The 22,086-nt window shown below is 66.2% G+C and carries 27 protein-coding genes and 1 pseudogene; 11 read left to right on the top strand and 17 right to left on the bottom strand.

Features of this window, described 5'->3' with window-relative positions; all coding sequences use genetic code 11:
• Positions 1-19: 19 nt before the first annotated feature.
• The 5 genes and pseudogenes from M5J20_RS06560 (at position 20) to M5J20_RS06580 (ending at position 5,317) form a co-directional block, all read left to right on the top strand.
• Positions 20-1,876, top strand: coding sequence for a GTPase family protein (locus tag M5J20_RS06560; protein ID WP_253577762.1), 1,857 nt, complete (start codon positions 20-22; stop codon positions 1,874-1,876).
• Positions 1,877-3,475, top strand: a complete 1,599-nt coding sequence (locus M5J20_RS06565) for a GTPase (RefSeq protein ID WP_367614907.1) — start codon at positions 1,877-1,879, stop codon at positions 3,473-3,475. It begins immediately after the preceding gene.
• A gap of 24 nt (positions 3,476-3,499) precedes the next feature.
• Positions 3,500-4,318, top strand: a pseudogene (thiD, locus tag M5J20_RS06570) (bifunctional hydroxymethylpyrimidine kinase/phosphomethylpyrimidine kinase); the annotation flags it as partial.
• A 52-nt stretch (positions 4,319-4,370) separates the two neighbouring features.
• Entirely contained in the window at positions 4,371-4,598 is a 228-nt protein-coding gene (locus M5J20_RS06575; protein ID WP_253577764.1) for an antitoxin VbhA family protein, read from the top strand.
• Positions 4,599-4,720: 122 nt separating this feature from the next.
• On the top strand, positions 4,721-5,317 hold the full coding sequence (locus M5J20_RS06580) for a Fic/DOC family protein (RefSeq protein ID WP_253577766.1): 597 nt from the start codon (positions 4,721-4,723) through the stop codon (positions 5,315-5,317).
• Here M5J20_RS06580 and M5J20_RS06585 read toward each other — a convergent pair.
• From M5J20_RS06585 to rpsJ, 15 genes are all read right to left on the bottom strand, one after another.
• Positions 5,292-6,035 (bottom strand): hypothetical protein, encoded by a 744-nt coding sequence (locus tag M5J20_RS06585; protein ID WP_253577768.1) that lies wholly within the window; start codon positions 6,033-6,035, stop codon positions 5,292-5,294. The genes M5J20_RS06580 and M5J20_RS06585 overlap by 26 nt on opposite strands.
• Positions 6,036-6,077: 42 nt before the next feature.
• Positions 6,078-7,949 (bottom strand): glutamine--fructose-6-phosphate transaminase (isomerizing), encoded by a 1,872-nt coding sequence (gene glmS / locus M5J20_RS06590; RefSeq protein ID WP_253577770.1) that lies wholly within the window; start codon positions 7,947-7,949, stop codon positions 6,078-6,080.
• 77 nt (positions 7,950-8,026) lie between these two features.
• Positions 8,027-9,289, bottom strand: a complete 1,263-nt coding sequence (locus tag M5J20_RS06595; RefSeq protein ID WP_253577772.1) for an ABC transporter permease — start codon at positions 9,287-9,289, stop codon at positions 8,027-8,029.
• On the bottom strand, positions 9,289-10,929 hold the full coding sequence (locus M5J20_RS06600; RefSeq protein ID WP_253577774.1) for an HlyD family efflux transporter periplasmic adaptor subunit: 1,641 nt from the start codon (positions 10,927-10,929) through the stop codon (positions 9,289-9,291). Before M5J20_RS06600 ends, M5J20_RS06595 begins: the two co-directional genes overlap by 1 nt.
• Positions 10,930-11,023: 94 nt before the next feature.
• Positions 11,024-11,359, bottom strand: coding sequence for a 30S ribosomal protein S17 (rpsQ, locus tag M5J20_RS11380; protein ID WP_255695746.1), 336 nt, complete (start codon positions 11,357-11,359; stop codon positions 11,024-11,026).
• A gap of 2 nt (positions 11,360-11,361) precedes the next feature.
• Entirely contained in the window at positions 11,362-11,592 is a 231-nt protein-coding gene (gene rpmC / locus M5J20_RS06610) for a 50S ribosomal protein L29 (RefSeq protein ID WP_234948189.1), read from the bottom strand.
• Positions 11,592-12,008 carry a 50S ribosomal protein L16 gene (rplP, locus tag M5J20_RS06615; RefSeq protein ID WP_253577777.1) on the bottom strand — a complete coding sequence of 139 codons (417 nt, stop codon included), beginning with the start codon at positions 12,006-12,008 and terminating at the stop codon, positions 11,592-11,594. The genes rpmC and rplP overlap by 1 nt, the downstream gene beginning before the upstream one ends.
• Before the next feature lie 3 nt (positions 12,009-12,011).
• Complete coding sequence (gene rpsC / locus M5J20_RS06620) at positions 12,012-12,761, bottom strand: 30S ribosomal protein S3 (RefSeq protein ID WP_253577779.1); 750 nt, start codon at positions 12,759-12,761, stop codon at positions 12,012-12,014.
• Positions 12,761-13,120 (bottom strand): 50S ribosomal protein L22, encoded by a 360-nt coding sequence (rplV, locus tag M5J20_RS06625; RefSeq protein WP_253577781.1) that lies wholly within the window; start codon positions 13,118-13,120, stop codon positions 12,761-12,763. Before rplV ends, rpsC begins: the two co-directional genes overlap by 1 nt.
• 3 nt (positions 13,121-13,123) lie before the next feature.
• Positions 13,124-13,399, bottom strand: coding sequence for a 30S ribosomal protein S19 (gene rpsS / locus M5J20_RS06630; protein ID WP_052205395.1), 276 nt, complete (start codon positions 13,397-13,399; stop codon positions 13,124-13,126).
• A gap of 16 nt (positions 13,400-13,415) precedes the next feature.
• Complete coding sequence (rplB, locus tag M5J20_RS06635; protein ID WP_253577783.1) at positions 13,416-14,249, bottom strand: 50S ribosomal protein L2; 834 nt, start codon at positions 14,247-14,249, stop codon at positions 13,416-13,418.
• 40 nt (positions 14,250-14,289) lie between these two features.
• Positions 14,290-14,595 carry a 50S ribosomal protein L23 gene (gene rplW, locus M5J20_RS06640; protein WP_234948184.1) on the bottom strand — a complete coding sequence of 102 codons (306 nt, stop codon included), beginning with the start codon at positions 14,593-14,595 and terminating at the stop codon, positions 14,290-14,292.
• A complete protein-coding gene (rplD, locus tag M5J20_RS06645) occupies positions 14,596-15,270 on the bottom strand; it encodes a 50S ribosomal protein L4 (RefSeq protein WP_253577785.1) in 675 nt (224 codons plus the stop codon).
• Positions 15,267-15,923, bottom strand: a complete 657-nt coding sequence (gene rplC, locus M5J20_RS06650; RefSeq protein WP_253577787.1) for a 50S ribosomal protein L3 — start codon at positions 15,921-15,923, stop codon at positions 15,267-15,269. The genes rplD and rplC overlap by 4 nt, the downstream gene beginning before the upstream one ends.
• 36 nt (positions 15,924-15,959) lie before the next feature.
• On the bottom strand, positions 15,960-16,265 hold the full coding sequence (gene rpsJ / locus M5J20_RS06655) for a 30S ribosomal protein S10 (protein WP_003848085.1): 306 nt from the start codon (positions 16,263-16,265) through the stop codon (positions 15,960-15,962).
• Between the two features lie 517 nt (positions 16,266-16,782).
• Between rpsJ and M5J20_RS06660 the strand changes: the two genes are divergently transcribed.
• Genes M5J20_RS06660 through M5J20_RS06685 form a run of 6 tightly spaced genes read left to right on the top strand, consistent with a single transcriptional unit; the run spans position 16,783 to position 20,108 of the window.
• On the top strand, positions 16,783-17,328 hold the full coding sequence (locus M5J20_RS06660; protein WP_253577789.1) for an Asp23/Gls24 family envelope stress response protein: 546 nt from the start codon (positions 16,783-16,785) through the stop codon (positions 17,326-17,328).
• Positions 17,329-17,330: 2 nt separating this feature from the next.
• Complete coding sequence (locus M5J20_RS06665; protein WP_253577791.1) at positions 17,331-17,669, top strand: hypothetical protein; 339 nt, start codon at positions 17,331-17,333, stop codon at positions 17,667-17,669.
• Between the two features lie 40 nt (positions 17,670-17,709).
• Positions 17,710-17,910, top strand: a complete 201-nt coding sequence (locus tag M5J20_RS06670; RefSeq protein WP_253577793.1) for a hypothetical protein — start codon at positions 17,710-17,712, stop codon at positions 17,908-17,910.
• Complete coding sequence (locus M5J20_RS06675) at positions 17,910-18,896, top strand: Asp23/Gls24 family envelope stress response protein (protein WP_253577795.1); 987 nt, start codon at positions 17,910-17,912, stop codon at positions 18,894-18,896. The genes M5J20_RS06670 and M5J20_RS06675 overlap by 1 nt, the downstream gene beginning before the upstream one ends.
• Complete coding sequence (locus tag M5J20_RS06680; RefSeq protein WP_253577797.1) at positions 18,880-19,548, top strand: DUF6286 domain-containing protein; 669 nt, start codon at positions 18,880-18,882, stop codon at positions 19,546-19,548. The genes M5J20_RS06675 and M5J20_RS06680 overlap by 17 nt, the downstream gene beginning before the upstream one ends.
• The gene (locus tag M5J20_RS06685; RefSeq protein ID WP_253577799.1) at positions 19,545-20,108 is read left to right on the top strand and encodes a hypothetical protein; all 564 of its coding nucleotides are present in this window, start codon (positions 19,545-19,547) and stop codon (positions 20,106-20,108) included. The genes M5J20_RS06680 and M5J20_RS06685 overlap by 4 nt, the downstream gene beginning before the upstream one ends.
• Here M5J20_RS06685 and M5J20_RS06690 read toward each other — a convergent pair.
• Entirely contained in the window at positions 20,105-20,797 is a 693-nt protein-coding gene (locus M5J20_RS06690) for a hypothetical protein (protein ID WP_253577801.1), read from the bottom strand. The genes M5J20_RS06685 and M5J20_RS06690 overlap by 4 nt on opposite strands.
• Before the next feature lie 97 nt (positions 20,798-20,894).
• Positions 20,895-22,085 (bottom strand): elongation factor Tu, encoded by a 1,191-nt coding sequence (gene tuf / locus M5J20_RS06695; protein WP_253577802.1) that lies wholly within the window; start codon positions 22,083-22,085, stop codon positions 20,895-20,897.
• Position 22,086: the final 1 nt, after the last annotated feature.

Here is a 22,086-nt window from a genome sequence, read left to right on the forward strand (position 1 = left end):
GTCTGCCACAATGGGCAGGGTGAACACCCCCGTGCCCGAAACCGCCCGCGGGTCCCACGAGGACCCGACCCTCGCAGTCAAGGACCTACGCGACGCGCTGGCCACCACCACGCTGCCCGCTGCCGCCCAGGCGGAAGCGAATGCGGTGGTCAACCAGTTTGACGATTACATCCTCCCCCGCCTGGCCAACCTGGACGCGCCACTGCTCGCCGTCATCGGCGGTTCCACCGGGTCCGGCAAGTCGACCCTGGTCAACGCGATGCTGCGGGAACGGGTCTCCAACCCCGGCGTCATCCGCCCCACCACCCGCCAGCCGGTGCTGGTGGCCAACCCGGCGGATGCGGAATGGTTCAACTCTCCGCGCGTGCTGCCGGGCCTCGCGCGCTCCCACGGCGCGGGCAACGAGCAGTCCACCACCCTGCGCATTGTGGAGACGCAGAGCATCCCCGCCGGGCTTTCGCTTCTCGACGCTCCCGATTTCGACTCCATCGACGACCGCAACCGCGCCCTCGCATCTCAGCTGTTGGCCGCGGCGGACTTGTGGATCTTCGTGACCACCCCGGCGCGCTACGCCGACCAGCTGGTGTGGAACTTCCTGCATGACGCGGCTTCGCGCGGCATCGAGGTCGTTGTGGTGCTCAACCGCCTCGACGAGGTCTCCGCTCAGACGGTGCCGGCGGACCTACGCCGCATGATGGATGACGCTGGCCTGCACGGCGCGACCGTCTTCACCGTCCCCTTTGTGCCCAGCTTGGGCAAGGATGCGGGCGACGAGTTCCTCGCGGCCGATCTGGTCAAGCCGCTGCGCGATTACCTCGGCAAGCTCGCAGACGATTCCGCCGCCCGCCGCGCCGTCGCCGGCAAGACGGTCGCAGGCGCCGTCGACGGGGCACTCGAGCGTGTCGACGGCTTGATTGCGACCCGCCAGCGCCGCGAGGACTTCGCCAACCAGCTGGATGCCTCCATTTTCGAGCAGTACAAGACGGCGCACCGCCACATCATCGACGCGACGTCGGACGGCAAGATGCTGCGCTCAGAGGTGATGGACCGGTGGCAGGACGTGGTGGGCACCTCCGACGTGTTCCGCGGCTTTGAGCGCTGGTTCTCCCAGACGGTGGATAAGGTGGGCAGCTTCTTCACCGGCGAGCCCGCGCCGCTGCGCGAAGTGGAGACGGAGCTGGAGTCCGGCCTCCACGCGGTGATTGTGGATGCCGCTGATACCGCCGCGGCCCGCTCCTGGTCCCACGTCGGCGCTGTGGCGCCGGAGCTGCGTGAGAACGCCGACCCGTCGCTCGCCCGCGCGAGCGCGGACATCGACGCGCGTGCCTCCCAGCTAGTCCGCGAGTGGCAGGGCGCAATTCTTCAGCGCATCCAGGACACCGCCGGTGAGAAGCGCCAGCGCGCCCGCATTATGTCGCTGGGCCTGAACGTGGTGACGGTGGCGCTGATGCTCGTCGTCTTCTCCACCACCGCCGGCATCACGGGTGGCGAGGTGGCCATCGCGGGTGGTTCCGCTGTTGTCGGCCAGAAGCTGCTGGAAACGATCTTCGGCGAGGACACGGTGCGCCGCATGGCAACCGACGCCCGCAACGACCTCAACCAGCGCCTGGACGATCTGCTGCGCGTGGAGCGCGAGCGCTACTACGTCCTCACCGACCCGCTGCTGCAGGGCACCACCGCCGAGACGCTGCGCGGCGCCGCGTCGGAAGCGCGCCAGAGCGTCGCTGAGCGCTTCCCCGGCACCCTCGCCCCCGCCCAGCCCAAGGCAGCCCTCCCGGCCACGACCGAAAACGTGGAGGAAAGCTTCGACCACGGCACCCTGCGCGGCCTGTTCGATCAGTTGCGCGGCACCTTCGGTTCGCAGGGAGGCAAGTAAATGGCAATGTTCAAACGCTCCGCCCCGCTCGGCGACAGGCTCACCGCCCTCGACGAGGCTGCCGCGATCGCGAGCCCGTATCTCCCGCAGAGCCAGCTGGCGCGCATTGGGCAGGTGGCGAAGGCAGGCGCGGAACGCCGCGCACTGTCCGGCGACCACACCGTGGTCGGTTTCTTCGGCGCCACGGGCTCCGGCAAGACGAGCTTGTTCAACGCCGTCGTCGGCGAGGATCTGGGCAAAGCCGCGGCGCGCCGCCCCACGACATCTTCCCCGCTCGCGGCGATCTGGCAGCCGGAGGGCTCCGAACAGCTCCTCGACTGGCTCGGCGTGGAGGACCGCCGCACCCGCCCGGGCGAGTTCGCGCCCGGCGCTGGCCCGCTCATCCTGCTGGACCTGCCCGACTTCGACTCGGTGGAGGCATCCAACCGCGCCATCGCGGAGCGCCTCGCGGGACAGGTGGACGTGCTGGTGTGGGTGTCCGACCCGGAGAAGTACGCCGACAGCGTGATCCACGACGAGTTCATCCGCCCCCACGCCTCCCACTCCGCAGTCACCCTCGCCGTGCTGAACAAGGCGGACTTGCTGCACGCGGGCGACGTCGCCACCGTTGCGGGCTCCTTCGAGGAGCTCTTGCGTAACGACGGCTTGTCCAAAGTCCGCGTCATTCCCACCTCCACCGTCACGGGCTTCGGCATCGCGGACATCCGCGCGGCGATCGCCAAGGTGGCCAAGGCGCACACCGCCCAGTCCGCCCGCATTGAGGCGGATATTCGCTCCGTGACGCAGGATTTTTCGTCTTTGGGCAAGGTAGGAAGCGTCGATAAGCAAGCGAAGCGCACGATGGATGCGACGCTCGCCCAGGCGGCGGGTGCGCAGCGCATCGCGGAAACCACCGCGGCGGCGTACCGCAAGCGCCTGCACGAGCGCACCGGATGGCTGCTCACCTCCTGGATCACCCGTTTCAGGCCGGACCCGCTGAAGCGGCTGGGTTTGCGCGAGGAGTCCGACACCGTGGGCGTGCACCGCACCTCCATGCCGGAGCTGGACGCGGCGTCGAAGGCCGTGGCGAACCGCGGGGTGCGCGAGTACGCCGCAGCCGCCGCCGCTGGCCTGCCGCACGCGTGGGGTACCGCCGTTGCGGATCGCGCCGAGGAAATCTCGCAGGGCCTGCCCGCCGAGCTCGACCGCGCCGTCGCGCGCACACGCCTGCCCGCGGAACCCTCGAAGGGGTGGAGTGTGCTGACGGTGCTGCAGTGGCTCGCGCTGCTCGCCGCACTGGTGGGTGTGCTGTGGTACCTGCTGGTGGCGTTCGTGCCGGGGGTGCTCACGCCGCTGCTCGGCGGGGACTTGGTGCCGCAGATCGAGGGCTGGCCGATCCCGACGCTGCTCATCATGGCCGGGTTGTTAACGGGTTTGGTGATAGGCCTCACCACCGCGATCTTCGGTGGGGCCATCGGTTCCGGCGTGAAGCGGCGCACCAGGCAGGCGGTGCAGAAGGAAGTCGCGGCGATATCCCAAGCTGCGGTGGTGGAGCCGCTCGAGCAGATCCGCGCGGATTACGACCGCTTCGCGGAGAAAATCGCCGTCGCCGCCGGGTAAGTGTCTTTGGGTACGCTCGGGCCAATGTCACACGTAGCTATCCCGAACGTTCTCTCCATCGCTGGCACCGACCCCACCGGCGGTGCCGGCATCCAGGCGGATCTCAAATCCATTGCCGCCGCCGGCGGCTACGGCATGTGCGTAGTCACCTCCCTGGTTGCGCAGAACACCCAGGGTGTGCGCGAAATCCACACCCCGCCGCAGGACTTCCTGCGTGCCCAGCTCGCAACCGTATTCGACGACGTGCAGGTGGATGCCGTGAAGATCGGCATGCTCGGCGATGCCGCCACCACCGCCACCGTCTCCGAGTTCCTCGCGGGGCAGGACGTGCCCGTCGTTGTTGTGGACCCGGTGATGGTGGCCACCTCCGGCGACCGCCTCCTCACCGCCGACGCGGAAGAGGCGCTGCGCCAGTTCGTGCGCGACCACGCTTCAGTGGTTACCCCGAACATCCCCGAGTTGGCGGTGCTGGTGAACGGTGAGCCGGCTGCGGATTTCGAAAGCGCCATCGAGCAGGGGCGGGAGTTCGCCGCCCGGACGGGTGTGACCGTGCTGGTCAAGGGTGGTCACCTCGACTCCGGGAAGGCGTCGAACGCGCTGGTGAGCCCAAGCGGCGAGGTAGACATCGCCGAGGTGGAGCGCGTGGACACCAAGAACACCCACGGTACCGGCTGCTCGCTATCCTCCGCGCTGGCTACGCGCCTCACGCTTGACGACGATTCCGGAGCAGCCCTGCGCTGGACCTCCGACTGGCTGCACGAGGCAATCGCGCACGCCGACGAACTCAACGTGGGCCAGGGCCACGGCCCCGTCCACCACTTCCACCGTCTGTACCGGCTGGCGGGCGAAGGGGCCTAAATCCCGTTCCCGTCCTTGAGCAGGTAAAATTCACTTCATGACTGACCCGCGCAACGAAGACCAGAAAGTCGCCGCCGTGAACGCTTCCATGGTCATGGCGGGCCAATCCATGTCCGCTGAGGACGAGGCACTTCTCCGCCAGCAGCTTCGGGGCGAGATCTCCGTGGATGAGGCCATCCTCTCGGTGCTCGAGAGCGAGGGCCTCGGTGATTCGCCGCAGGCTGTGGGCCTCCGCCGCCGTATCGCAGGAGCGGTCTCTGCCTAATGGCTCGCCTGGATAAAAGGCCACCGGAAAATTTTTTCGGCTTCACTGATCCTACGGATCTCGAAAGAGTCGCCGGTCGTCTTGCCCTCCAACGCCTAGGCGAACTCGAAAACTCCGCGCCATTGACGGAGTTCACCCGGGAGACGCTGCTCGAAGTCCATCGCTACCTCATGCAGGACATCTATCCCTGGGCCGGAGAGGTGCGCACGACGGAGGTTGGCGCGATGGGCATGGCAATGTGCCGCGCGCAGTACGTAGAGGCGGAGCTGGACCGGGTGATGAAGCGCATCTCAAAGATGCCCGCCTCTGCCACTGACAAGGAGTCCGCCGTGCGCACGGTGGCAGACCATTGGAGCGAGCTCACTATCGTCCATCCGTTCCGCGACGGGAACTCCCGCACCCAGCGCTTCTACTTCGACCAGATGCTGCGCGCGGCCGGTTGGTCTGTCGACTGGACCCGGATCGACGCATCCCAGGCGCATGCGGCGCGCTACGTCGGCGCCGCCACAGCAGACCCGTCGTTCCTCGCCCAGGTGCTCATACCGGGTGTGTTCGCTCCCGATGAGCTTCCCGGGGATACGGCCAACTCGTTTACGGCTACCCAGGGCAACCGCAACAACGCCAGCTCCGCGGAGACCTTCCACCGCATGATGGCGTTTAGGCGGGAGTATCCCGGCCAGCCGTGGGACCCGTCTATTGCAGGGGAATCCGCCCGATAACCTTGCCCTCTGGCCCGGCGACGTCCGCCCAAGCTTTCCCCTCGCGCACTGCGAGGTAGGGGTCGAGGAAACGCAGCTCCTCCCGGAATCCCTCGGGCACGCCGCCGTCCGGACCAACCGCCTCGGATTCAGCGCGGACGCTGTGTATCCCGTCGCGCCACAGAATCTCCGTTACGGGGGTTCCTGCCGCATCGTGAAATACGGCGGCGAGGCGGTCCGGGTCGTACCCGGACTCGACCTGGATGGACGGCCGCGGGCCAATCGCCACCTCTTCGAACTGCTCTGCTGCCGCCGCGGCTTCGTGCAAAACCTCTGCGGTGATCACGCCCTCGATCAGCAGTGACCTGCCGGCAGCCCAGACATCGGTCTCCGGAAGCTTGGCATCGAGCTCGGAGAGGTGGAATGCCGGACGGAGGTACTCGCGGCGGACGTTTTGGGCGGTGCGGCCATTCGGCTGGGTGACGCTGATGAACATGAGTCTTTGACCGTCGAGAAGCGTAAGAAGCCCCTCGATGTCCTCAACACCGGCGAGGTCCACGTAGGCGCGGACCTCGTTATTGGGCAGCCCGGCGGAGAACGCCTCGTAGGTGACAGCAGTGCCGAAGCCGGCTGCCTCAGCCTCTTGGGCGTATCGCTCGCTCTCGGGCTTTCCGGGGGAGATCATGGAGCAAGCCGCAAGGGAAATCGCGGCGATACCGCCGACGAGGGTTCCAAGCATCCGCCGCATTGTCGCGTCCCCGATCCAGTTACTCCGATGCAGTTACTCCACCGTGACGGACTTGGCCAGGTTGCGGGGCTGATCCACGTTCAGCCCGCGGGCCTCCGCCACGGAGCAGGCGAACAGCTGTAGCGGCACGGTGGACAGCAGCGGCTGCATGAGCCCTGCCGACTCCGGGATCCGGATGATGTGGTTCGCGTACGCCTCCACGTCGTGGTCGCCCTCCTCGGCGATGACCACCGTGACCGCGCCGCGGGCGCGGACCTCCTGGATGTTGGACACCACCTTGGCATGCAGGTTGTGGCGGGAGCGCTTCGACGGCACGATCACGAATACCGGCTGCCCGTCCTCCACCAGGGCGATCGGGCCGTGCTTCAGCTCGCCGGCCGCGAAGCCCTCGGAGTGCAGGTACGCCACCTCCTTGAGTTTGAGCGCACCCTCGAGCGCCACCGGGAAACCCACGTGGCGGCCCAGGAAGAGCACCGACTTCGAACCGGAGAGGTCCCGGCCGAGCTGCTGGATCTGCGCGGCGTTATCCAGCAGCTGCTGGATCTTGTCCGGCATCTCCTGCAGCTCGTCGATGATCGCGCGGATCTCGTCCGCGTACTTGTTGCCGCGCACCTGCGCCAAGTACAGCGCCAGCAGGTAGGCGGCGACGATCTGGGAGATGAACGCCTTCGTCGAGGCGACGGCGATCTCGGGGCCGGCGTAGGTGTACAGCACCGCATCCGCCTCGCGCGGGATGGAAGCACCGACGGTGTTGCAGATGGCAATCACCTTGGCACCCTGCTCGCGCGCGTGGCGCACGGCCATGAGCGTGTCCATCGTCTCGCCTGACTGGGACACGGCCACCACTAGCGTCTGCTCGGTGACAATCGGGTCGCGGTAGCGGAACTCGTGGGCGAGTTCCACCTCCGTCGGAATGCGGCACCAGTGCTCGATGGCGTAGCGCGCCACCTGCCCCGCGTACGCGGCGGTGCCGCAGGCGACGATGATGATTTTGTTCACGCTGCGGAGCACGGAGGCGTCGATACGCAGCTCGTCCAAGGTCAGCGCGCCGTGCTCATCGAAGCGGCCGTAGAGGGTGTCGCGCACCGCGGCGGGCTGGTCGAAGATTTCCTTCTCCATGAAGGAGTTGAAGCCGCCCTTCTCCGCGGCGGTGATGTCCCACTCCACGCGGAACGGCTTGCCCTCCGCAGCTTCGCCGTCGAACGTGGTCACCTCGTAGCCGTCCGCGGTCACGGTGACCACCTGGCCGTTGTCCAGCTCGACGGCATCGCGCGTGAACTCGATGAAGCCGCTCACGTCCGAGCTGAGGAAGTTCTCGCCCTCGCCGGTGCCGATCACCAGCGGGGAATTCCAGCGCGCGGCAACGATCCGGTCGGGGTGGTCGGCGTGCACGGCCAGCAGCGTGAACGCGCCCTCGAGGCGCTGCGCGGTGAGCTGCATCGCGCGGGTGAGGTCGCCGCTGTCCGCGGTGCCCTCGAGCGACGTGTAGGTGTCCAGCAGCAGGGCGCCGGCGACTTCGGTGTCGGTGTCGGATTTGAACGCGTAGCCCTTCTCCGCGAGCTCCGCCTTCAGGTGCGCGAAGTTCTCGATGATGCCGTTGTGCACCACGGCGAGCTTGCCCACCACGTGCGGGTGCGCGTTCGCGTCGGTCGGACCGCCGTGGGTGGCCCAGCGGGTGTGGCCGATGCCCAGGTTGGAGGGGTCGAGCGGACGCGCCGCGATTTCAGCCTCGAGGTCCGCGACCTTGCCGGCCTTCTTCCGGAGCTCGATTGCCCCGTCCGCGACGACGGCGACACCGGCCGAGTCGTACCCGCGGTACTCCAGCCTGCGCAGCCCATCAATGATCACGGTCTTGGCGTCGCGCCCACCGTTCACCGGTCCGACATATCCCACGATTCCACACATGAGCAGAATTTTACGCCCGGCCCGGCGATCGATCCCGCGCCGAGGCCGGAAAAATCCCCAAAAATCCGCCGCGGAAACTACTCGTGGCGCAGCGCCTCGATGGGATTCATCCGTGCAGCCCGGTTCGCGGGATAAATACCGAAGAAGAGCCCGATGGCCAGCGAGAACGCCAGCGAAATCACCACAGCCCCCAGCGGCGGCAGCACCATTGTGCCCAGCGCACTCGTGCCCGCCATGCCGATGGCGGTGCCCAACAGAATGCCGAGCACCCCGCCGAGCAGGCAGATCATCATCGCCTCGGCCACGAACTGCATGCGCACTGCCCGCCGGGTCGCGCCGAGCGCGATGCGGACGCCGATCTCGCGTGTGCGCTCGGTGACGGAGACCAGCATGATGTTCATCACGCCGATGCCGCCCACCAGCAGCGAGATCGCGCCGATCGCGGAGACCACCAGGCTCATCGTCGCCATCGTCTGATTCACCTGGTCCAGCTCGCGCTTGGTGTCCAGCACTTTCGCTGTGTAATCCGGGTCCTCCGCGTAGGCGCGCTCGGCCCAGGTAGCCGCGTCGGCCGCGACCTGGTCGGTCAGGTCCTTCGACGCAGCGCGGATCTGCAGCGTGCGGAAGCCCTGCAGCGGTTCGGCGCTCAGCTTCGGCTTCGCGGTATAGGGCACGTAGAGCATGGCTTCTTCCCACGTCGTCGCCAGCACGGAGGTCGCCTCGGCGCGGCCGTACGCGCCGACAACCTGCAGGGAGGCGAAGCGCCCCTCCACGTCCACGTCGAGCGTCGCGCCGATCGCGGACTCCGGGTCGCCGTTGAAGTAGCGCTCCACCACCTCCGGGGAGATGACGGCGACGGAGCGGTCGCCGGTGATGTCGTCGTCGTTGAGCAGCCTGCCCGCGGTCATGGGCAGGCGTTGCACAGCCACGTAGTCGTCGTTGACGAAGCTGACGGTAGCGCGACCCTCGTTGAGCCCGCGGGTGATGCGCGCGGTGGCGCTGCCGCCCTCGAGCGCGATGCCCTGCACCTTGCCGCCGAGGTACGCCTCCAGCTCGTCCGCCATGTCCGGAGTGATCAGCGCCGAATCGGGTACGTCGTCGAAGGCGTACAGCGTCTCGGTGCCGTCCACGGGCTGGCGGCCTTGCACCTGCACGTTTACGTCGTTGAGGCCGAATTGCTCGAAGTCGGCGAGCACCTGCTGCTGCATTGCTTTGCCCAGCGACATGATCGAGATCACCGACGCGATGCCGATGATCACGCCTAGTAGCGTGAGCACCGACCGCATCTTGTTGGCGCGCAGGCTCTGCGCCGCCAACCTGAGCGCTTCGCGGGGATCCACTACTGCGCGCCGCCCGCCGTCGCGGTTGGTTCGGGGCTTTCGCTTGACGACGTTTGCCCCGTCTCAACCGCCTCGTCCACACGCACCCGCTGACCGATACGCTCCCGGTACGCGGCCGGGGACTTGACCACGCGCACGCCCTCCTTGATGCCGTGCACCTCCGCTTCGAGGTCGGTAACGATGCCGAGCGTCACCGGCGCCTCCGCCACCTCGAACTCGCCGGGTTTGTCGGCGACTGGGCTGAGCACGAGGACGGAGTAGGTGCCGCCGGCGTCGATGATCGCCTCGCGCGGGACGGTGAGCGCCTCCTTCGCGGTGGCCGTGGTGATCTGCACCTTGGCGGTGCCGCCGATGCGCAAGCCTTCCGTGTCGCCCTCAACCTCGATAAGGACGGGGAACTCGGGGCGCGGGGGCTGGCCGCCGGCCGGCGCCTCCGGTCCGCCCTGCGGAGCCGCCACCGAGGAGATCTCTGCGATGCGGCCGCGGTACTGCTTCACGCCCGTCGAGGGCGTGGTGAAGGTGACTTCGTTGCCCACCTGCACCTTGCCGGCATCAACTTCGTTGACCTTGGCGGTCAAGATGAGCCGGTTCGGGTCCGCGACGGTGAGCAGGTGGCCGGCGGCCGCGCCGCCGCGCTGGGCCACCACCTCGGTAACTACGCCGTCGATCGGCGAGCGCACCTCGCCGGACTGGATGTCCACGCGCAGCTGGTTCTGCCCCACCTCCGCGGCGAGCTGGGAGGCTTCCCGTCCGCGGCGCGCCTGCTCCACGCTCGAGGCGCTCGTCGCCAGCTCCTGCTGCACTGCGAGGCGAGTCACCTCGAGTGCGACGTCGGCGTCGCTCTTCGCCTGGAACGCCTGGCCGACGGCGCGCTGCTTCGCCGCCAAGTCCGCGTCGACGGCCTGCAGCGCACTTTCGTACCCGCGCTGGGCCGCGTCGAGCTCGCTGCGCGCGCCGCCGTAGCGCTCGTCCGCCTCGAGAATGCCGATCACGGGAGTCAGCGGATCCTGCTGCCCGAGCAGCGCGGCGATGTGGTTCACTGCGTTCGCGCGCACCGACTCCAAGCCGACAAGGTTGACGTTGCGCCGCGCCGCGTCTACGGCGTTCGCCTGCTGCATCACCGCAGGGTCGAGGCCCGCGTCAACCTGATGCTTGCGCTCCTCGAAGGTGGCCAGCGCGTCGTCGTAGCGCAACTGCGCCTCGCGCTGCGCGGTCTCAGCCTGCGTCAGCCGCGCGTTAAGGCCGCGGTTGAGCGCGTCCTGCTGCTGGCCGAGCTGCTGTTGCGCGCGCTCCAACTCGTTCAGCGCCGCGGCATCCGCCGACAGCTGCTGCGCCTGCTGCGCGTCGAGCTGGCGCTGCAGCTGCGACACGTCGAGCCGCGCGACTATCTGCCCATCCTGCACCGGCTGGCCCACATGCACCGCGATGTCGGTGACGGTGCTGGTCAGCGCAGTCGAGAGCGCGATGACCTCGCGAGAGTCGATGCTCGCGCTCACCGCCACCCGCGAGGCGATGTCCTTCGGCGCCACCTCGACGGTGTCCGCCGCCGGCACTTGGGGCGCACCCCCGGAGCAGGCGCTCAACGACGACAGCACACCAGCGGCCGCCACGAGGGAAGCAGCGATTGACTTGAGTTTCACCACGACAGCGTAACAAAAACGACCCAACCCGCCGACCTCCCGAGTTGGGAGGGGCGGGTTGGGCCTCAAGGAAGCGTCGGCAAGCGAGAAGTGCTTAGCGAGCCTTCTCGATGATCTCCACGAGACGGAAGTGCTTGTCCTTGGACAGCGGGCGGGTCTCCTCGATACGGACGAGATCGCCGATGCCGGCGGAGTTCGTCTCATCGTGAGCCTTCACGCGCTTGGTGGTACGCACGATCTTGCCGTACAGCGGGTGGGACTTGCGGTCCTCCACCTCGACCACGATCGTCTTGTCCATCTTGTCGGACACGACATAGCCGCGGCGGCGCTTCTGCAGGCCCTTTTCCTTCGGCTGCTTCGGGGTGTTCTTCGGACCCTTGCCAGCAGCAGTGGTCTCGGTCTGGTTCTCAGTCACGTTTGCCTCAGTCATGGTTATGCCTCAGCTCCCGGGACGACAGACAGGCCGAGCTCGCGCTCGCGCAGCACGGTGTAGATGCGAGCAATGTCGCGCTTCACGGTGGAGATGCGGCGGTTGTTGGTCAGCTGACCGGTTGCAAGCTGGAAGCGCAGGTTGAACAGCTCTTCCTTCGCCTCGGTCAGGCGGGTGCGCAGCTCATCGTCGGTGAGCTCGCGGAATTCGGATGCGGGGGTACCGGCAGCCATTAGAACTGGTCCTCCTTCTTGATCACGCGGGTCTTGCACGGAAGCTTCGCGCCAGCGCGGCGCAGTGCCTCCATAGCGGTCTCCTCGTTCGGGTAGGACATCTCGAAGAGGATGCGGCCGGGCTTAACGTTGGCCACCCACTTCTCGACCGGGCCCTTACCGGAACCCATACGCACACCGAGCGGCTTCTGGGTCAGCGGGCGGTCCGGGAAGATGTTGATCCAGACCTTGCCGCCGCGCTTGACGTGGCGGTTGATCGCAATACGAGCGGACTCGATCTGACGGTTGGTGATGTAGGCCGGCTCGAGAGCCTGCAGGCCGTAGTCACCGAAGTTGATCTTGTTGCCACCCTTGGACACGCCCGAACGGGTCGGACGGTGCTGGCGGCGGTACTTCACGCGCTTAGGAATCAGCATGGATTAGCCCTCCTGCTTCTGCTCTGCACGCTGGCGGCGCTGGCCACCGCGGCGCGGGCGGCGGTCGCGGTCACCGCGGCCACGGCGGTCTGCAGCCGGAGCGTTGAGCTCGGACTCGCGGACACCGCCGACGACATCGCCCTTGTAGATCCACACCTTGACGCCGATGACGCCGAAGGTGGTGTGTGCTTCAGCCGTGCCGTAATCAATCTCAGCGCGGAGGGTGTGCAGCGGCACGCGGCCCTCGTGGTAGCGCTCGACACGGGACATCTCAGCGCCGCCCAGACGGCCAGAGCACATAACCTTGATGCCCTTGACCTGCGGGTTGCGCATCGCGGACTGGATAGCCTTGCGCATCGCGCGGCGGAATGCCACGCGGTTGACCAGCTGCTCAGCCACAGACTGTGCGACCAGGGCCGCGTTAGCGTCGACGTTCTTGACCTCGAGGATGTTGAGGGCGACCATCTTGCCGGTGAGCTTCTCCAGCTCGCGGCGGATGCGGTCAGCCTCAGCACCGCGGCGGCCAATCACGATGCCCGGACGGGCGGTGTGAATGTCAACGCGGACGCGGTCGCGGGTGCGCTCGATGACGACGTCGGCGATGCCGGCGCGCTCCAGGTTCTTAGCCAGGAACTCGCGGATCTTGATGTCCTCGGCGACGTAGTCGGCGTAGTTCTTGTCGGCGTACCAGTGGGACTTCCAGTCAGCCGTAATACCCAGGCGCAGGCCGTGGGGGTGGATTTTCTGACCCATTACTTTGCCCCTTCCTTGGACTCGACAACAACAGTGATGTGGGAGGTGCGCTTCCGGATCTGGAATGCGCGGCCCTGAGCGCGCGGCTGGTAGCGGCGCATGGTCGGGCCCTCGTTGGCGTAGCACTCTGCGATAACCAGGGTGCGCGGGTCCAGGCCGAAGTTGTTCTCGGCGTTGGCCGCCGCGGAAGCGACAACCTTGGCAACCGGCTTTGCGGCTGCCTGCGGTGCGTACTTCAGGATTGCGAGGGCCTCAGCGACGGACTTGCCGCGGATGAGGGCGAGCACGCGGCGCGCCTTCATCGGGGAAGTGCGCACGAACTTGGCCGTCGCGGATGCAGTGGTGATCGTGTCAGCCATTGCTTATCGACGTCCCTTCGTTTCCTTGACGTGACCCTTGAAGGTCTTGGTGGGTGCGAACTCGCCGAGCTTGTGGCCGACCATGGACTCGTCGACGAACACCGGCACGTGCTTACGACCGTCGTGGACGGCGAAGGTGTGACCGATGAAGTCGGGGAGAATGGTCGAGCGGCGAGACCAGGTCTTGATGACCTGCTTGGTGCCGGCCTCGTTCTGAGCGTCCACCTTGTTGAGGAGGTGCTCATCGACGAACGGGCCCTTCTTCAGGCTGCGTGGCATGTTGACTTACCTCCTCTTAGCGCTTCTTCGTGCGGCGGCGGCGCACAATCATGTTGTTCGAGTAACGGTTCGGGTTGCGGGTGCGGCCTTCCTTCTGGCCCCACGGCGACACCGGGTGGCGGCCACCCGAGGTCTTGCCCTCACCACCACCGTGCGGGTGGTCGACCGGGTTCATAACCACACCACGCACGGTCGGGCGCCAGCCCTTCCAGCGCATGCGGCCGGCCTTACCCCAACGGATGTTGATCTGGTCAGCGTTACCGACTTCACCGATAGTCGCGCGGCAGCGGATGTCCACGCGGCGGATCTCGGAAGACGGCATACGTAGCACCGCGTAGGAACCTTCCTTACCCAGCAGCTGGATGGAGGTACCTGCGGAACGGGCCAGCTTCGCACCAGCGCCCGGCTTCAGCTCCACGCAGTGGATGGTGGTACCGGTCGGGATGTTGCGCAGCGGCAGGTTGTTGCCAACCTTGATGTCGGCGTTCGGGCCGGACTCGACGACGGTGCCCTGGGTCAGGCCCTTCGGCGCGATGATGTAGCGCTTCTCGCCGTCGTAGTAGTGCAGCAGCGCGATGTTGGCGGTGCGGTTCGGGTCGTACTCGATGTGAGCGACCTTGGCCAGCACGCCGTCCTTGTCGGAACGGCGGAAGTCGATCACGCGGTAGCGACGCTTGTGGCCGCCGCCGCGGTGACGGGTGGTGATGTGGCCGTGGGCGTTACGGCCACCCTTCTTCGGAAGCGGGCGCAGCAGGGTCTTCTCCGGCTCGGAGCGGGTGATCTCCTCGAACTGGGAGACAGAGCTGTTGCGGCGACCCGGGGTTGTCGGCTTGTACTTGCGAATAGCCATAGTGTGTCCTTTTCTATCGTCTCTTCACGCGCGATAGCCGTTAAGCCGTCGCACCGCCGAAGATGTCGATGGAGTCGCTGCCCTCGCGGAGAGTGACGTAGGCGCGCTTGGTGTCCTTGCGCTTACCAAAACCGGTGCGGGAGCGCTTGCGCTTGCCCTCGCGGTTCGTGGTGTTCACCGAAGCAACGTCGACGCCGAAGATCTCTTCCACGGCAATCTTGATCTGGGTCTTGTTCGCAGACGGGTCCACGAAGAACGTGTAGGTGTTCTGCTCCATCAGCGCGTAGGTCTTCTCGGAGAGGACCGGGGCGATGATGATGTCACGCGGGTTGGCGATCTTAGCCATTTACTTCTCCTCCTCCACGTTAACGCCAGCGGCGGCAGCCAGGCCGTTGCTGCGGTTGATGAAGGTGTGCAGTGCCTCGACGGAGAACACAACATCGTCTGCGTTGAGCACGTCGTAGGTGTTCAGCTGGGAAGGCTCAAGAATGTGGACGCCCGGCAGGTTCCTTGCGGAAAGGCGAGCGTTGACATCCTCACGGCCAACCACCAGCAGCACGGACTTGCGGTCGGTCAGGCGCTCGATGAATGCACGTGCGGACTTGGTGGACGGGGTCTGACCCGGCACCAGATCCTCGACCACGTGGATGCGGTCGTTGCGTGCGCGGTCGGTGAGAGCACCGGCCAGAGCAGCCTTGATCATCTTCTTCGGGGTCCGCTGCGCGTAGGAACGCGGCTGCGGACCGTGGACAGTGCCACCGCCGGTGAAGTGCGGCGCGCGGGTGGAACCCTGACGTGCGCGGCCGGTGCCCTTCTGGCGGAACGGCTTCTTGCCACCGCCGCGGACCATGCCGCGGGTCTTGGTGGCGTGGGTGCCCTGACGAGCAGCAGCAAGCTGTGCATTCACAACCTGGTGCATCAGGGGGATGGAAACTTCGCGGTCAAAAAGTTCTGCCGGAAGCTCGACGGAACCGTTGGTCTTCCCGTCAGCGGTGTGGACGTCAAGCGTCAGGTTCGTCATGCGTGAGCACCGCCCTTCACTGCGGTCTTGACGGTAACAAGGCTGCCCTTAGCGCCCGGGATGGCGCCCTTGATCAGGATCAGGTTGTTGTCGCCGTCGATGCGTTGGATCTTCAGGTTCTGGGTGGTAACGCGGTTGCCGCCCATGCGGCCAGCCATGCGCTTGCCCTTGAACACGCGCGCCGGGGTGGCGCACGCGCCGATGCCGCCGACGCGGCGGTGGGAAGCCTGGTTACCGTGAGCAGCGCCCTGGCCGGCAAAGCCGTGGCGCTTCATGGCACCGGCGTAGCCCTTGCCCTTGGTGGTGCCCACGACGTCGACGAAGGTGTCGCCGTCGAAGATGGAGGCGTTGAACTCCTGGCCGATCTCGTACTCGGAGGTGTCCGCCATGCGGATCTCTGCGACGTGACGACGCGGGTTCACACCGGCCTTCTTGTAGTGGCCGGCCTGCGGCTTCTTCGCCTTGCGGGGATCGATGTCGCCGAAAGCGATCTGGATGGCGGAGTAGCCATCGGTCTCGGGGGTACGAATCTGGGTGACCACGCACGGACCAGCTTCGACGACGGTGACCGGAATAACACGGTTATCCTCGTCGAAGATCTGGGTCATGCCGATCTTCTTGCCCAGAATGCCCTTGATCTGGTTCTCAGACATGTTTAGTTCTCCACTAACGTTGGGGATCTCTGGTGCTTACTGGATGTTCACGTCAACGCTGGCCGGAAGGTCAATGCGCATGAGGGCATCGACGGTCTTCGGCGTCGGATCGAGAATATCGATGAGGCGCTTGTGCGTGCGCATCTCGAAGTGCTCGCGAGAATCCTTGTACTTGTGGGGAGAACGAATAACGGCGTACACGTTCTTTTCAGTGGGCAACGGCACCGGTCCAACGACGCGGGCACCCGTGCGGGTGACCGTCTCGACGATCTTCTTCGCGGATGCGTCGATCGCCTCGTGGTCGTAGGCCTTGAGCCTGATGCGGATCTTCTGTCCCGCCACGCTTACCTCTTCCTCGCATCCCCACGTTCGACTTCTCGCTCCGCTCGAAAGTCGAACGGAAGCCAAAAGGAAGCGGTGGGGTTGTAGCTTCTAGTTTCTCTATAACGTTGTCCGGGCTGGGCCCTTGGCTCAACGCCAGTGTCGTTAAATTGACTGACATGGCACGAACGGAAAGGTGAGACGGGCGGCGCATAAACTGCGCGCAATCGTGTCAGTGCTTTCCCGAAGACCGTATATATACAGTGCAACGGTGCCAGACTCGGAAGGGTGCGTGACCCTTGCGTACTGCCGCTGTTTATTTGCCATGGCCCCCTCTCCGGGTGTCATGGTCGCCTTACCATCGGCTGCACGAAGCAACCCATGTCAAGGCAACCCGGACAGTTAAGCACACAGGGTCATACGATTGCAAGCTGCTGCTTTCCGACGATCGGATGCAATCAAACGTCGGCAAGCTGCGCCCCTGGAAAAAGGGGTACGCTGGGACGAGTTCACTCCGTAATCTTTTGAAAGGACCGTCATGGCTGACAACACCACCCAGAACGCCCCGGCAACCCCGAAGAACGCCCCGGCCGCCAACACCGCCGCCACATCCTCCGCTGTCGAGCCGGAGCAGCTGCGCCCGCGCAACGAGAACCTGGAGACCGACCACGGCACCACCGTGATCGACGACAACGTTGTGGGCAAGATCGCCGGCATCGCAGCCCGCGAGGTTTCCGGCGTGCACAACCTCGGCGGCGGCGCAGCCCGCATGTGGGGTGCCGTGCGCGAGTCCTTCACCTCCTCCACCAACGTGCAGCAGGGTGTCAACGTCGCTGTGCAGGACGGCCACGTCAACGTTGCAGTCGCCATCATCGCCGAGTACGGCGTTGCGATCCACGAGCTGGCGAACGCCATCCGCGAGAACATCACCGTCGCCATCACCCGCATGACTGGCCTGATCGTCGACCGCGTCGACGTCACCGTCCACGACGTGAACCTGCCGGAGCAGGAGACCGAGGTCCAGACCCAGCAGTACGACGAGCCGGTGAACTACCAGGCCGCTAACCCGTCCCTGGGCCAGTAGTTATGGCGCAGACCCCCGTAACCCGTGAAGCAGGGGAGGCGGCCCGTGACGCGGCGCTCGCCGTTCCCGGCGTGGCGGGGCTGCACGGCGGTCGCGTCGGTGAGGTAGCGCTGCTGTTACCCGGCGCTCGCATCGAGGGCCTGCGGCCCGCACGCCGGGACGATACCTCCGGCATTGCAGTCCACGTCATCTACGACGTGGACTCGGAGCGCGAAATCCAGGCAGTGGCTGACGACGTCAGGGCAGCCGTGGCCGCGACGGGCGAGTACCCGTTCGTCGATGTTGTCGTTGCCGATGCCGTCCGCGCATCCCAGCAGCCGGCACGGCCGACCGCGCAGTAACGAGACCCGGACTCCCCTTCCCGGAAATTTGGTGTAAATCATGAACATTTTTGCAAACAAGATGGTCGTCGGTGTCATTCTCGGCATCGTCGTGGCCTTCTTCGTCACCTTCGGCGGTGCCCCTGGCCTGCTCTGGCTGCTGCTGTTCTCCGTCGTCGGCGGTGTGATCGGCGCGCAGCTTGACGGCCGGCTGGATTTGGCCCGGCTGATGAGCGCGTCCTCGGGTAGGGGCCGCGGCTAATGGATACGTCGTTCTACCACATCAGTGAGAAGGCGGTAGAGCGCGTCGCTAACGAGGCAGTGTTGACCGTCCCTGGCGTGCGCGACCTCGACGCCAAGCTCGCTGGGCTTGCGGGGCGCAGCTTCCCGCGCATCGACGTGCACTTGGACCGGGGCTCCGCGGTGGCTGCCATCGACGCCGAGATCGCAACCACATACCCGGCGCCGGTCGCGGCCATCACCGATGCTGTCCGCGCGACGATCATCGAGCATGTGCGACAGCTTTGCGGACTCGATGTCTCGCGGGTGAATGTGACGGTCTCCAACGTTGAGGCGGATCCTTCCGCCCGGCGCGTCTCATGGGACGACGTGGCGCACCACGACGCCTCCCCGACACCGACGCGTATTCGCGTCACGCCGTCGACCGTGACGCAGCCGGTGACGAAGAAGCGCAAACCGCTCACCGCAATCGATGTCCACTCGCTCGTGGACGACATGCGAGACGTGACGGTGCCCGCACCGCCGGAGGTGGAGCACATCGAGGCACCCGAACCGGCTCCGGTCCAAGCCTCCGGCTTCGTCGGCGCGCCGCTGCCTCTCGAGGAGATCGTTGTGGCCGAGCCCGTCGAGGTCCGGGTGCCGATGGTGCCCCCTGCCCGCGAGGTCGCTCCGATTCAAGTCAGCCCCTCCGAGATTCACAGCGTCTCCGCGCCCGAGCCGCACCCGATCAGCCCGGTCGAGGTGGCCCCGCTGCGCCAGCTCACGCCGGTGACGTTGGACCGCCGGGTGCGTATCGAGCCGGTGTCGCTCCCGCCGCGACAGCCGCTGCAGCAGATTCTGGTTGACCGCCCGCCGCTCGTGCCGGTCCAGGTGCCGGCACCGATGCCGCTGCGCCCGGTTGGTGCCCCGCACCTGCAGCGGGTGTACCACCCGACTGCGCCGGCTCCGGCCCCGCTCAAGCAGATCACGATACGACCCGTGGAGAAGTACTATGACCGAACCCGCTAACCCCGAGCAGGCGGGCGCACCGCAGCGCCCGCTGGGGCCGCATCCCGGCAGTGAGCCGCGGGCGAACCCCTCCGCGCGGTGGATGACGATTGTGATCGGCGCGCTTCTCCTCGCACTCGCGGCTGTAATCGCGCGCGAGATCTGGTACCGCCACCAGGACGGCACGTTCGATTCCTGGGTCGACCCGGTGTTCATGTTCTTCGGCACCGCCGATGCCGATGTCGCCGGTGTGATCGTCGGCATTCTGGTGTCGCTCGTCGGCCTCTGGCTGCTGATCTCAGCGTTCCTGCCGCGGCCGCGCACGCACGTCCAGGTCAACTCCCCCGCATCCATTTGGGTGCGCCCGGTTGATATTGCGCGCAAGGCTACGGCCACCGCGCGCGCCGAAACCGGCGGCACCAACGTTCGTTCCAAGGCAGACCGCAAGAGCGTCACCGTGCACGTCGACGACGACGGCACCGGCATGGCTCAGGAACAGGTGGCGGCCGCGCTGAACGACCAGTTCCGCCGGCTGGCTGCCCCGCCGTCGGTAAGCGTGAAGCTCAACCCGCCGGCGCAGCAGGCTACGCGCGAAGCCGCTCCCGCACCGGCACCGGTTCCTGCTCAGACCCAGACTGTAACGGTCACCGAGACGAAGGAGGTCCAGCGATGACCAAGGGACTCGCGGCATTCGACCGCGTCATCGTGTTCATTCTCGGTCTCCTGCTGCTGCTCGGAGGTCTAATTCCCGCAGCGCTCTACTGGGACATCCCGTACGTGAGCGAGTTCCTGCACGACAACTTCAACCGGGCAGAGCTCACTGAGTTCCCGGGCCGCAGCGGCTACGAGACGGGTCTCATCATCGCGGCGATCATCGCGTTCCTGCTTGGACTCTGGTTCATCGTCGCGAACATCCGCAGCCGGGCGTTCTCCAACCGCGAGATCACGGCGGCGGACCCCGCGCACGGCGAGACGATTATCAACGTCCAGCGCGTCGCCGAGGCGGCGTGCGCGGCGTTGCAAACGTACGAGCCAATCGCCCGCGCGGAGAGCAGGGTTGCGATGGTGGGCGACCGCCCGACGGCGACGTTCACCGTGACCGCCAACCCGGCCTACGAACTCGATGAGGCAATCGCCGCGATCGAGGCAGCTAACGAGGATTTCCGCGTCGCCAACCACACCATGGAGATCGACACGGTGTGGAAGCTGCAGCTCGACAGAATCGCAGCCTAAGCTTCCAGCAGCACAACCTGGCTCACTGGCCCCAGCACACGCGGCTTCCCGCCGCCCGCTGGGGCCACTGTCATTTCGGGCTCGAGCGTAACGACGCTCTCCCAAGACACCGTCTCCACGCTCGTAGTCCTGCCCTCCACGGACCACACGCGCAACCGCTGCCCGAGCACCGCCCTGCGACCGTCGGCAAGGGTGAGGAGCCAGCGGGCCGAACCCACCTCGTCGCGGCGGAGACCTTCGAGCGCCGGCGCAGATTCCGGGTTGAAAGCGGTGGCGAGTTCGACGACGCCGAGGCGGTGCTCCAGCTCCTCGTTGTCGGTGATGACCAGCGGGCGGCCCGGGCCGGTCGGACGGAGCGAGGAGTACCGCCAGAGCGACGGCATGCGCTGCGGGTCTTCGGCGCTGCGAACTACAACGCACGGCTCGCCCTCGGCTCTCGTCAGCGTGACGGAAAGCCGCGGCTCCGCCGTGACCAGCAGGGTCGGCACCGCCGGCGGGGTGTCGATGAGTGCTGGGTGCGTGGAGCGAAGTTCGTCGAGAAGCGCAAGAAGCTCGCTCTCCGTGGTGCCCCACGTCATGCCCCGGTGCTGCAGCATGGTGAGAAACGCAGGGAGGCTGAGATCGGGCTGGCCCTCCCACGCGTCCTGCAGCGCGGCCATGAGGCGGGGGATACGGGTCGGGTCGTGCACGCCACCACGGTAGTGGAGACATGAAAAAGCCGCACCCCGGCTTGCGGGATGCGGCTTGACGCTTAGCGGCTAGCTAAAGCTACCAGTCAGCGACGAATTAGTCGATGATCTTGGTAACGCGGCCAGCGCCGACGGTGCGGGAGCCCTCGCGGATAGCGAAGCGCAGACCCTCGTCCATAGCGACCGGCTGGATGAGCTCGACGGTCATCTCAACGTTGTCGCCCGGCATAACCATCTCGGTGCCCTCCGGCAGCTTCACAACACCGGTCACGTCGGTGGTGCGGAAGTAGAACTGCGGACGGTAGTTGTCGAAGAACGGGGTGTGGCGGCCGCCCTCGTCCTTGGACAGAACGTAGACGGAGCCCTCGAACTTGGTGTGCGGGGTGTAAGCGCCCGGCTTGATGACGACCTGGCCGCGCTCAACGTCCTCACGCTTCAGACCACGGAGCAGCAGAGCTGCGTTGTCACCGGCCTCAGCGGTGTCGAGGAGCTTGTTGAACATCTCGATGGAGGTGACGGTGGTCTTCTGGGACTTGTCGCGGATACCGATGATCTCGACCTCGTCGTTGAGGTTGAGGACACCGCGCTCCACACGGCCGGTAACCACGGTACCGCGGCCGGAAATGGTGAAGATGTCCTCGATCGGCATCAGGAAGTCGCGGTCGGTCTCGCGGACCGGGTCCGGGATGGAATCATCGCAAGCCTGCATGAGGTCAAGCACGGACTGAACCCACTTCTCATCGCCCTCGAGGGCCTTCAGAGCGGAAATGTGAACGATCGGAGCTTCCTCGTCGTAGTCCTGCTCAGCCAGAAGCTCGCGGACCTCCATCTCGACGAGCTCGATGATCTCCTCATCGTCAACCATGTCACACTTGTTCAGCGCAACGAGGATGTACGGAACGCCAACCTGGCGAGCCAGCAGAACGTGCTCGCGGGTCTGCGGCATCGGGCCATCGGTAGCAGCAACCACGAGGATTGCGCCGTCCATCTGGGCAGCACCGGTAATCATGTTCTTGATGTAGTCGGCGTGGCCCGGGGCGTCCACGTGTGCGTAGTGGCGCTTCGGGGTGTTGTACTCCACGTGGGAGATGTTGATGGTAATACCGCGCTCGCGCTCCTCCGGAGCCTTGTCAATCGCGTCGAACGCGAAGGCCTTGTTCTCCTCCGGGTAAGCGTCAGCGAGCACCTTGGTGATGGCAGCCGTGGTGGTGGTCTTGCCGTGGTCGACGTGACCGATGGTGCCAATGTTGACGTGCGGCTTCGTACGCTCGAACTTTGCCTTTGCCACT

The organism is Corynebacterium stercoris, assembly GCF_024160105.1.
Lineage (GTDB): Bacteria > Actinomycetota > Actinomycetes > Mycobacteriales > Mycobacteriaceae > Corynebacterium > Corynebacterium stercoris.

What these genes read in the sequence shown, in the direction of transcription:
- M5J20_RS06665 (WP_253577791.1), top strand. Translation starts at nt 17,331, where the DNA reads ATGGCGCAGACCCCCGTAACCCGTGAAGCAGGGGAGGCGGCCCGTGAC.
- M5J20_RS06575 (WP_253577764.1), top strand. Translation starts at nt 4,371, where the DNA reads ATGACTGACCCGCGCAACGAAGACCAGAAAGTCGCCGCCGTGAACGCT.
- rpsQ (WP_255695746.1), bottom strand. Translation starts at nt 11,359, where the DNA reads ATGACTGAGGCAAACGTGACTGAGAACCAGACCGAGACCACTGCTGCT.
- rplP (WP_253577777.1), bottom strand. Translation starts at nt 12,008, where the DNA reads ATGCTGATTCCTAAGCGCGTGAAGTACCGCCGCCAGCACCGTCCGACC.
- rplW (WP_234948184.1), bottom strand. Translation starts at nt 14,595, where the DNA reads ATGGCTAAGATCGCCAACCCGCGTGACATCATCATCGCCCCGGTCCTC.
- M5J20_RS06585 (WP_253577768.1), bottom strand. Translation starts at nt 6,035, where the DNA reads ATGCTTGGAACCCTCGTCGGCGGTATCGCCGCGATTTCCCTTGCGGCT.
- M5J20_RS06565 (WP_367614907.1), top strand. Translation starts at nt 1,877, where the DNA reads ATGGCAATGTTCAAACGCTCCGCCCCGCTCGGCGACAGGCTCACCGCC.
- M5J20_RS06675 (WP_253577795.1), top strand. Translation starts at nt 17,910, where the DNA reads ATGGATACGTCGTTCTACCACATCAGTGAGAAGGCGGTAGAGCGCGTC.
- rplB (WP_253577783.1), bottom strand. Translation starts at nt 14,249, where the DNA reads ATGGCTATTCGCAAGTACAAGCCGACAACCCCGGGTCGCCGCAACAGC.
- rpmC (WP_234948189.1), bottom strand. Translation starts at nt 11,592, where the DNA reads ATGGCTGCCGGTACCCCCGCATCCGAATTCCGCGAGCTCACCGACGAT.
- glmS (WP_253577770.1), bottom strand. Translation starts at nt 7,949, where the DNA reads ATGTGTGGAATCGTGGGATATGTCGGACCGGTGAACGGTGGGCGCGAC.
- rplD (WP_253577785.1), bottom strand. Translation starts at nt 15,270, where the DNA reads ATGACGAACCTGACGCTTGACGTCCACACCGCTGACGGGAAGACCAAC.
- M5J20_RS06680 (WP_253577797.1), top strand. Translation starts at nt 18,880, where the DNA reads ATGACCGAACCCGCTAACCCCGAGCAGGCGGGCGCACCGCAGCGCCCG.
- rplC (WP_253577787.1), bottom strand. Translation starts at nt 15,923, where the DNA reads ATGTCTGAGAACCAGATCAAGGGCATTCTGGGCAAGAAGATCGGCATG.
- M5J20_RS06660 (WP_253577789.1), top strand. Translation starts at nt 16,783, where the DNA reads ATGGCTGACAACACCACCCAGAACGCCCCGGCAACCCCGAAGAACGCC.
- rpsC (WP_253577779.1), bottom strand. Translation starts at nt 12,761, where the DNA reads ATGGGTCAGAAAATCCACCCCCACGGCCTGCGCCTGGGTATTACGGCT.
- rplV (WP_253577781.1), bottom strand. Translation starts at nt 13,120, where the DNA reads ATGGCTGACACGATCACCACTGCATCCGCGACGGCCAAGTTCGTGCGC.
- M5J20_RS06685 (WP_253577799.1), top strand. Translation starts at nt 19,545, where the DNA reads ATGACCAAGGGACTCGCGGCATTCGACCGCGTCATCGTGTTCATTCTC.
- rpsS (WP_052205395.1), bottom strand. Translation starts at nt 13,399, where the DNA reads ATGCCACGCAGCCTGAAGAAGGGCCCGTTCGTCGATGAGCACCTCCTC.
- M5J20_RS06670 (WP_253577793.1), top strand. Translation starts at nt 17,710, where the DNA reads ATGAACATTTTTGCAAACAAGATGGTCGTCGGTGTCATTCTCGGCATC.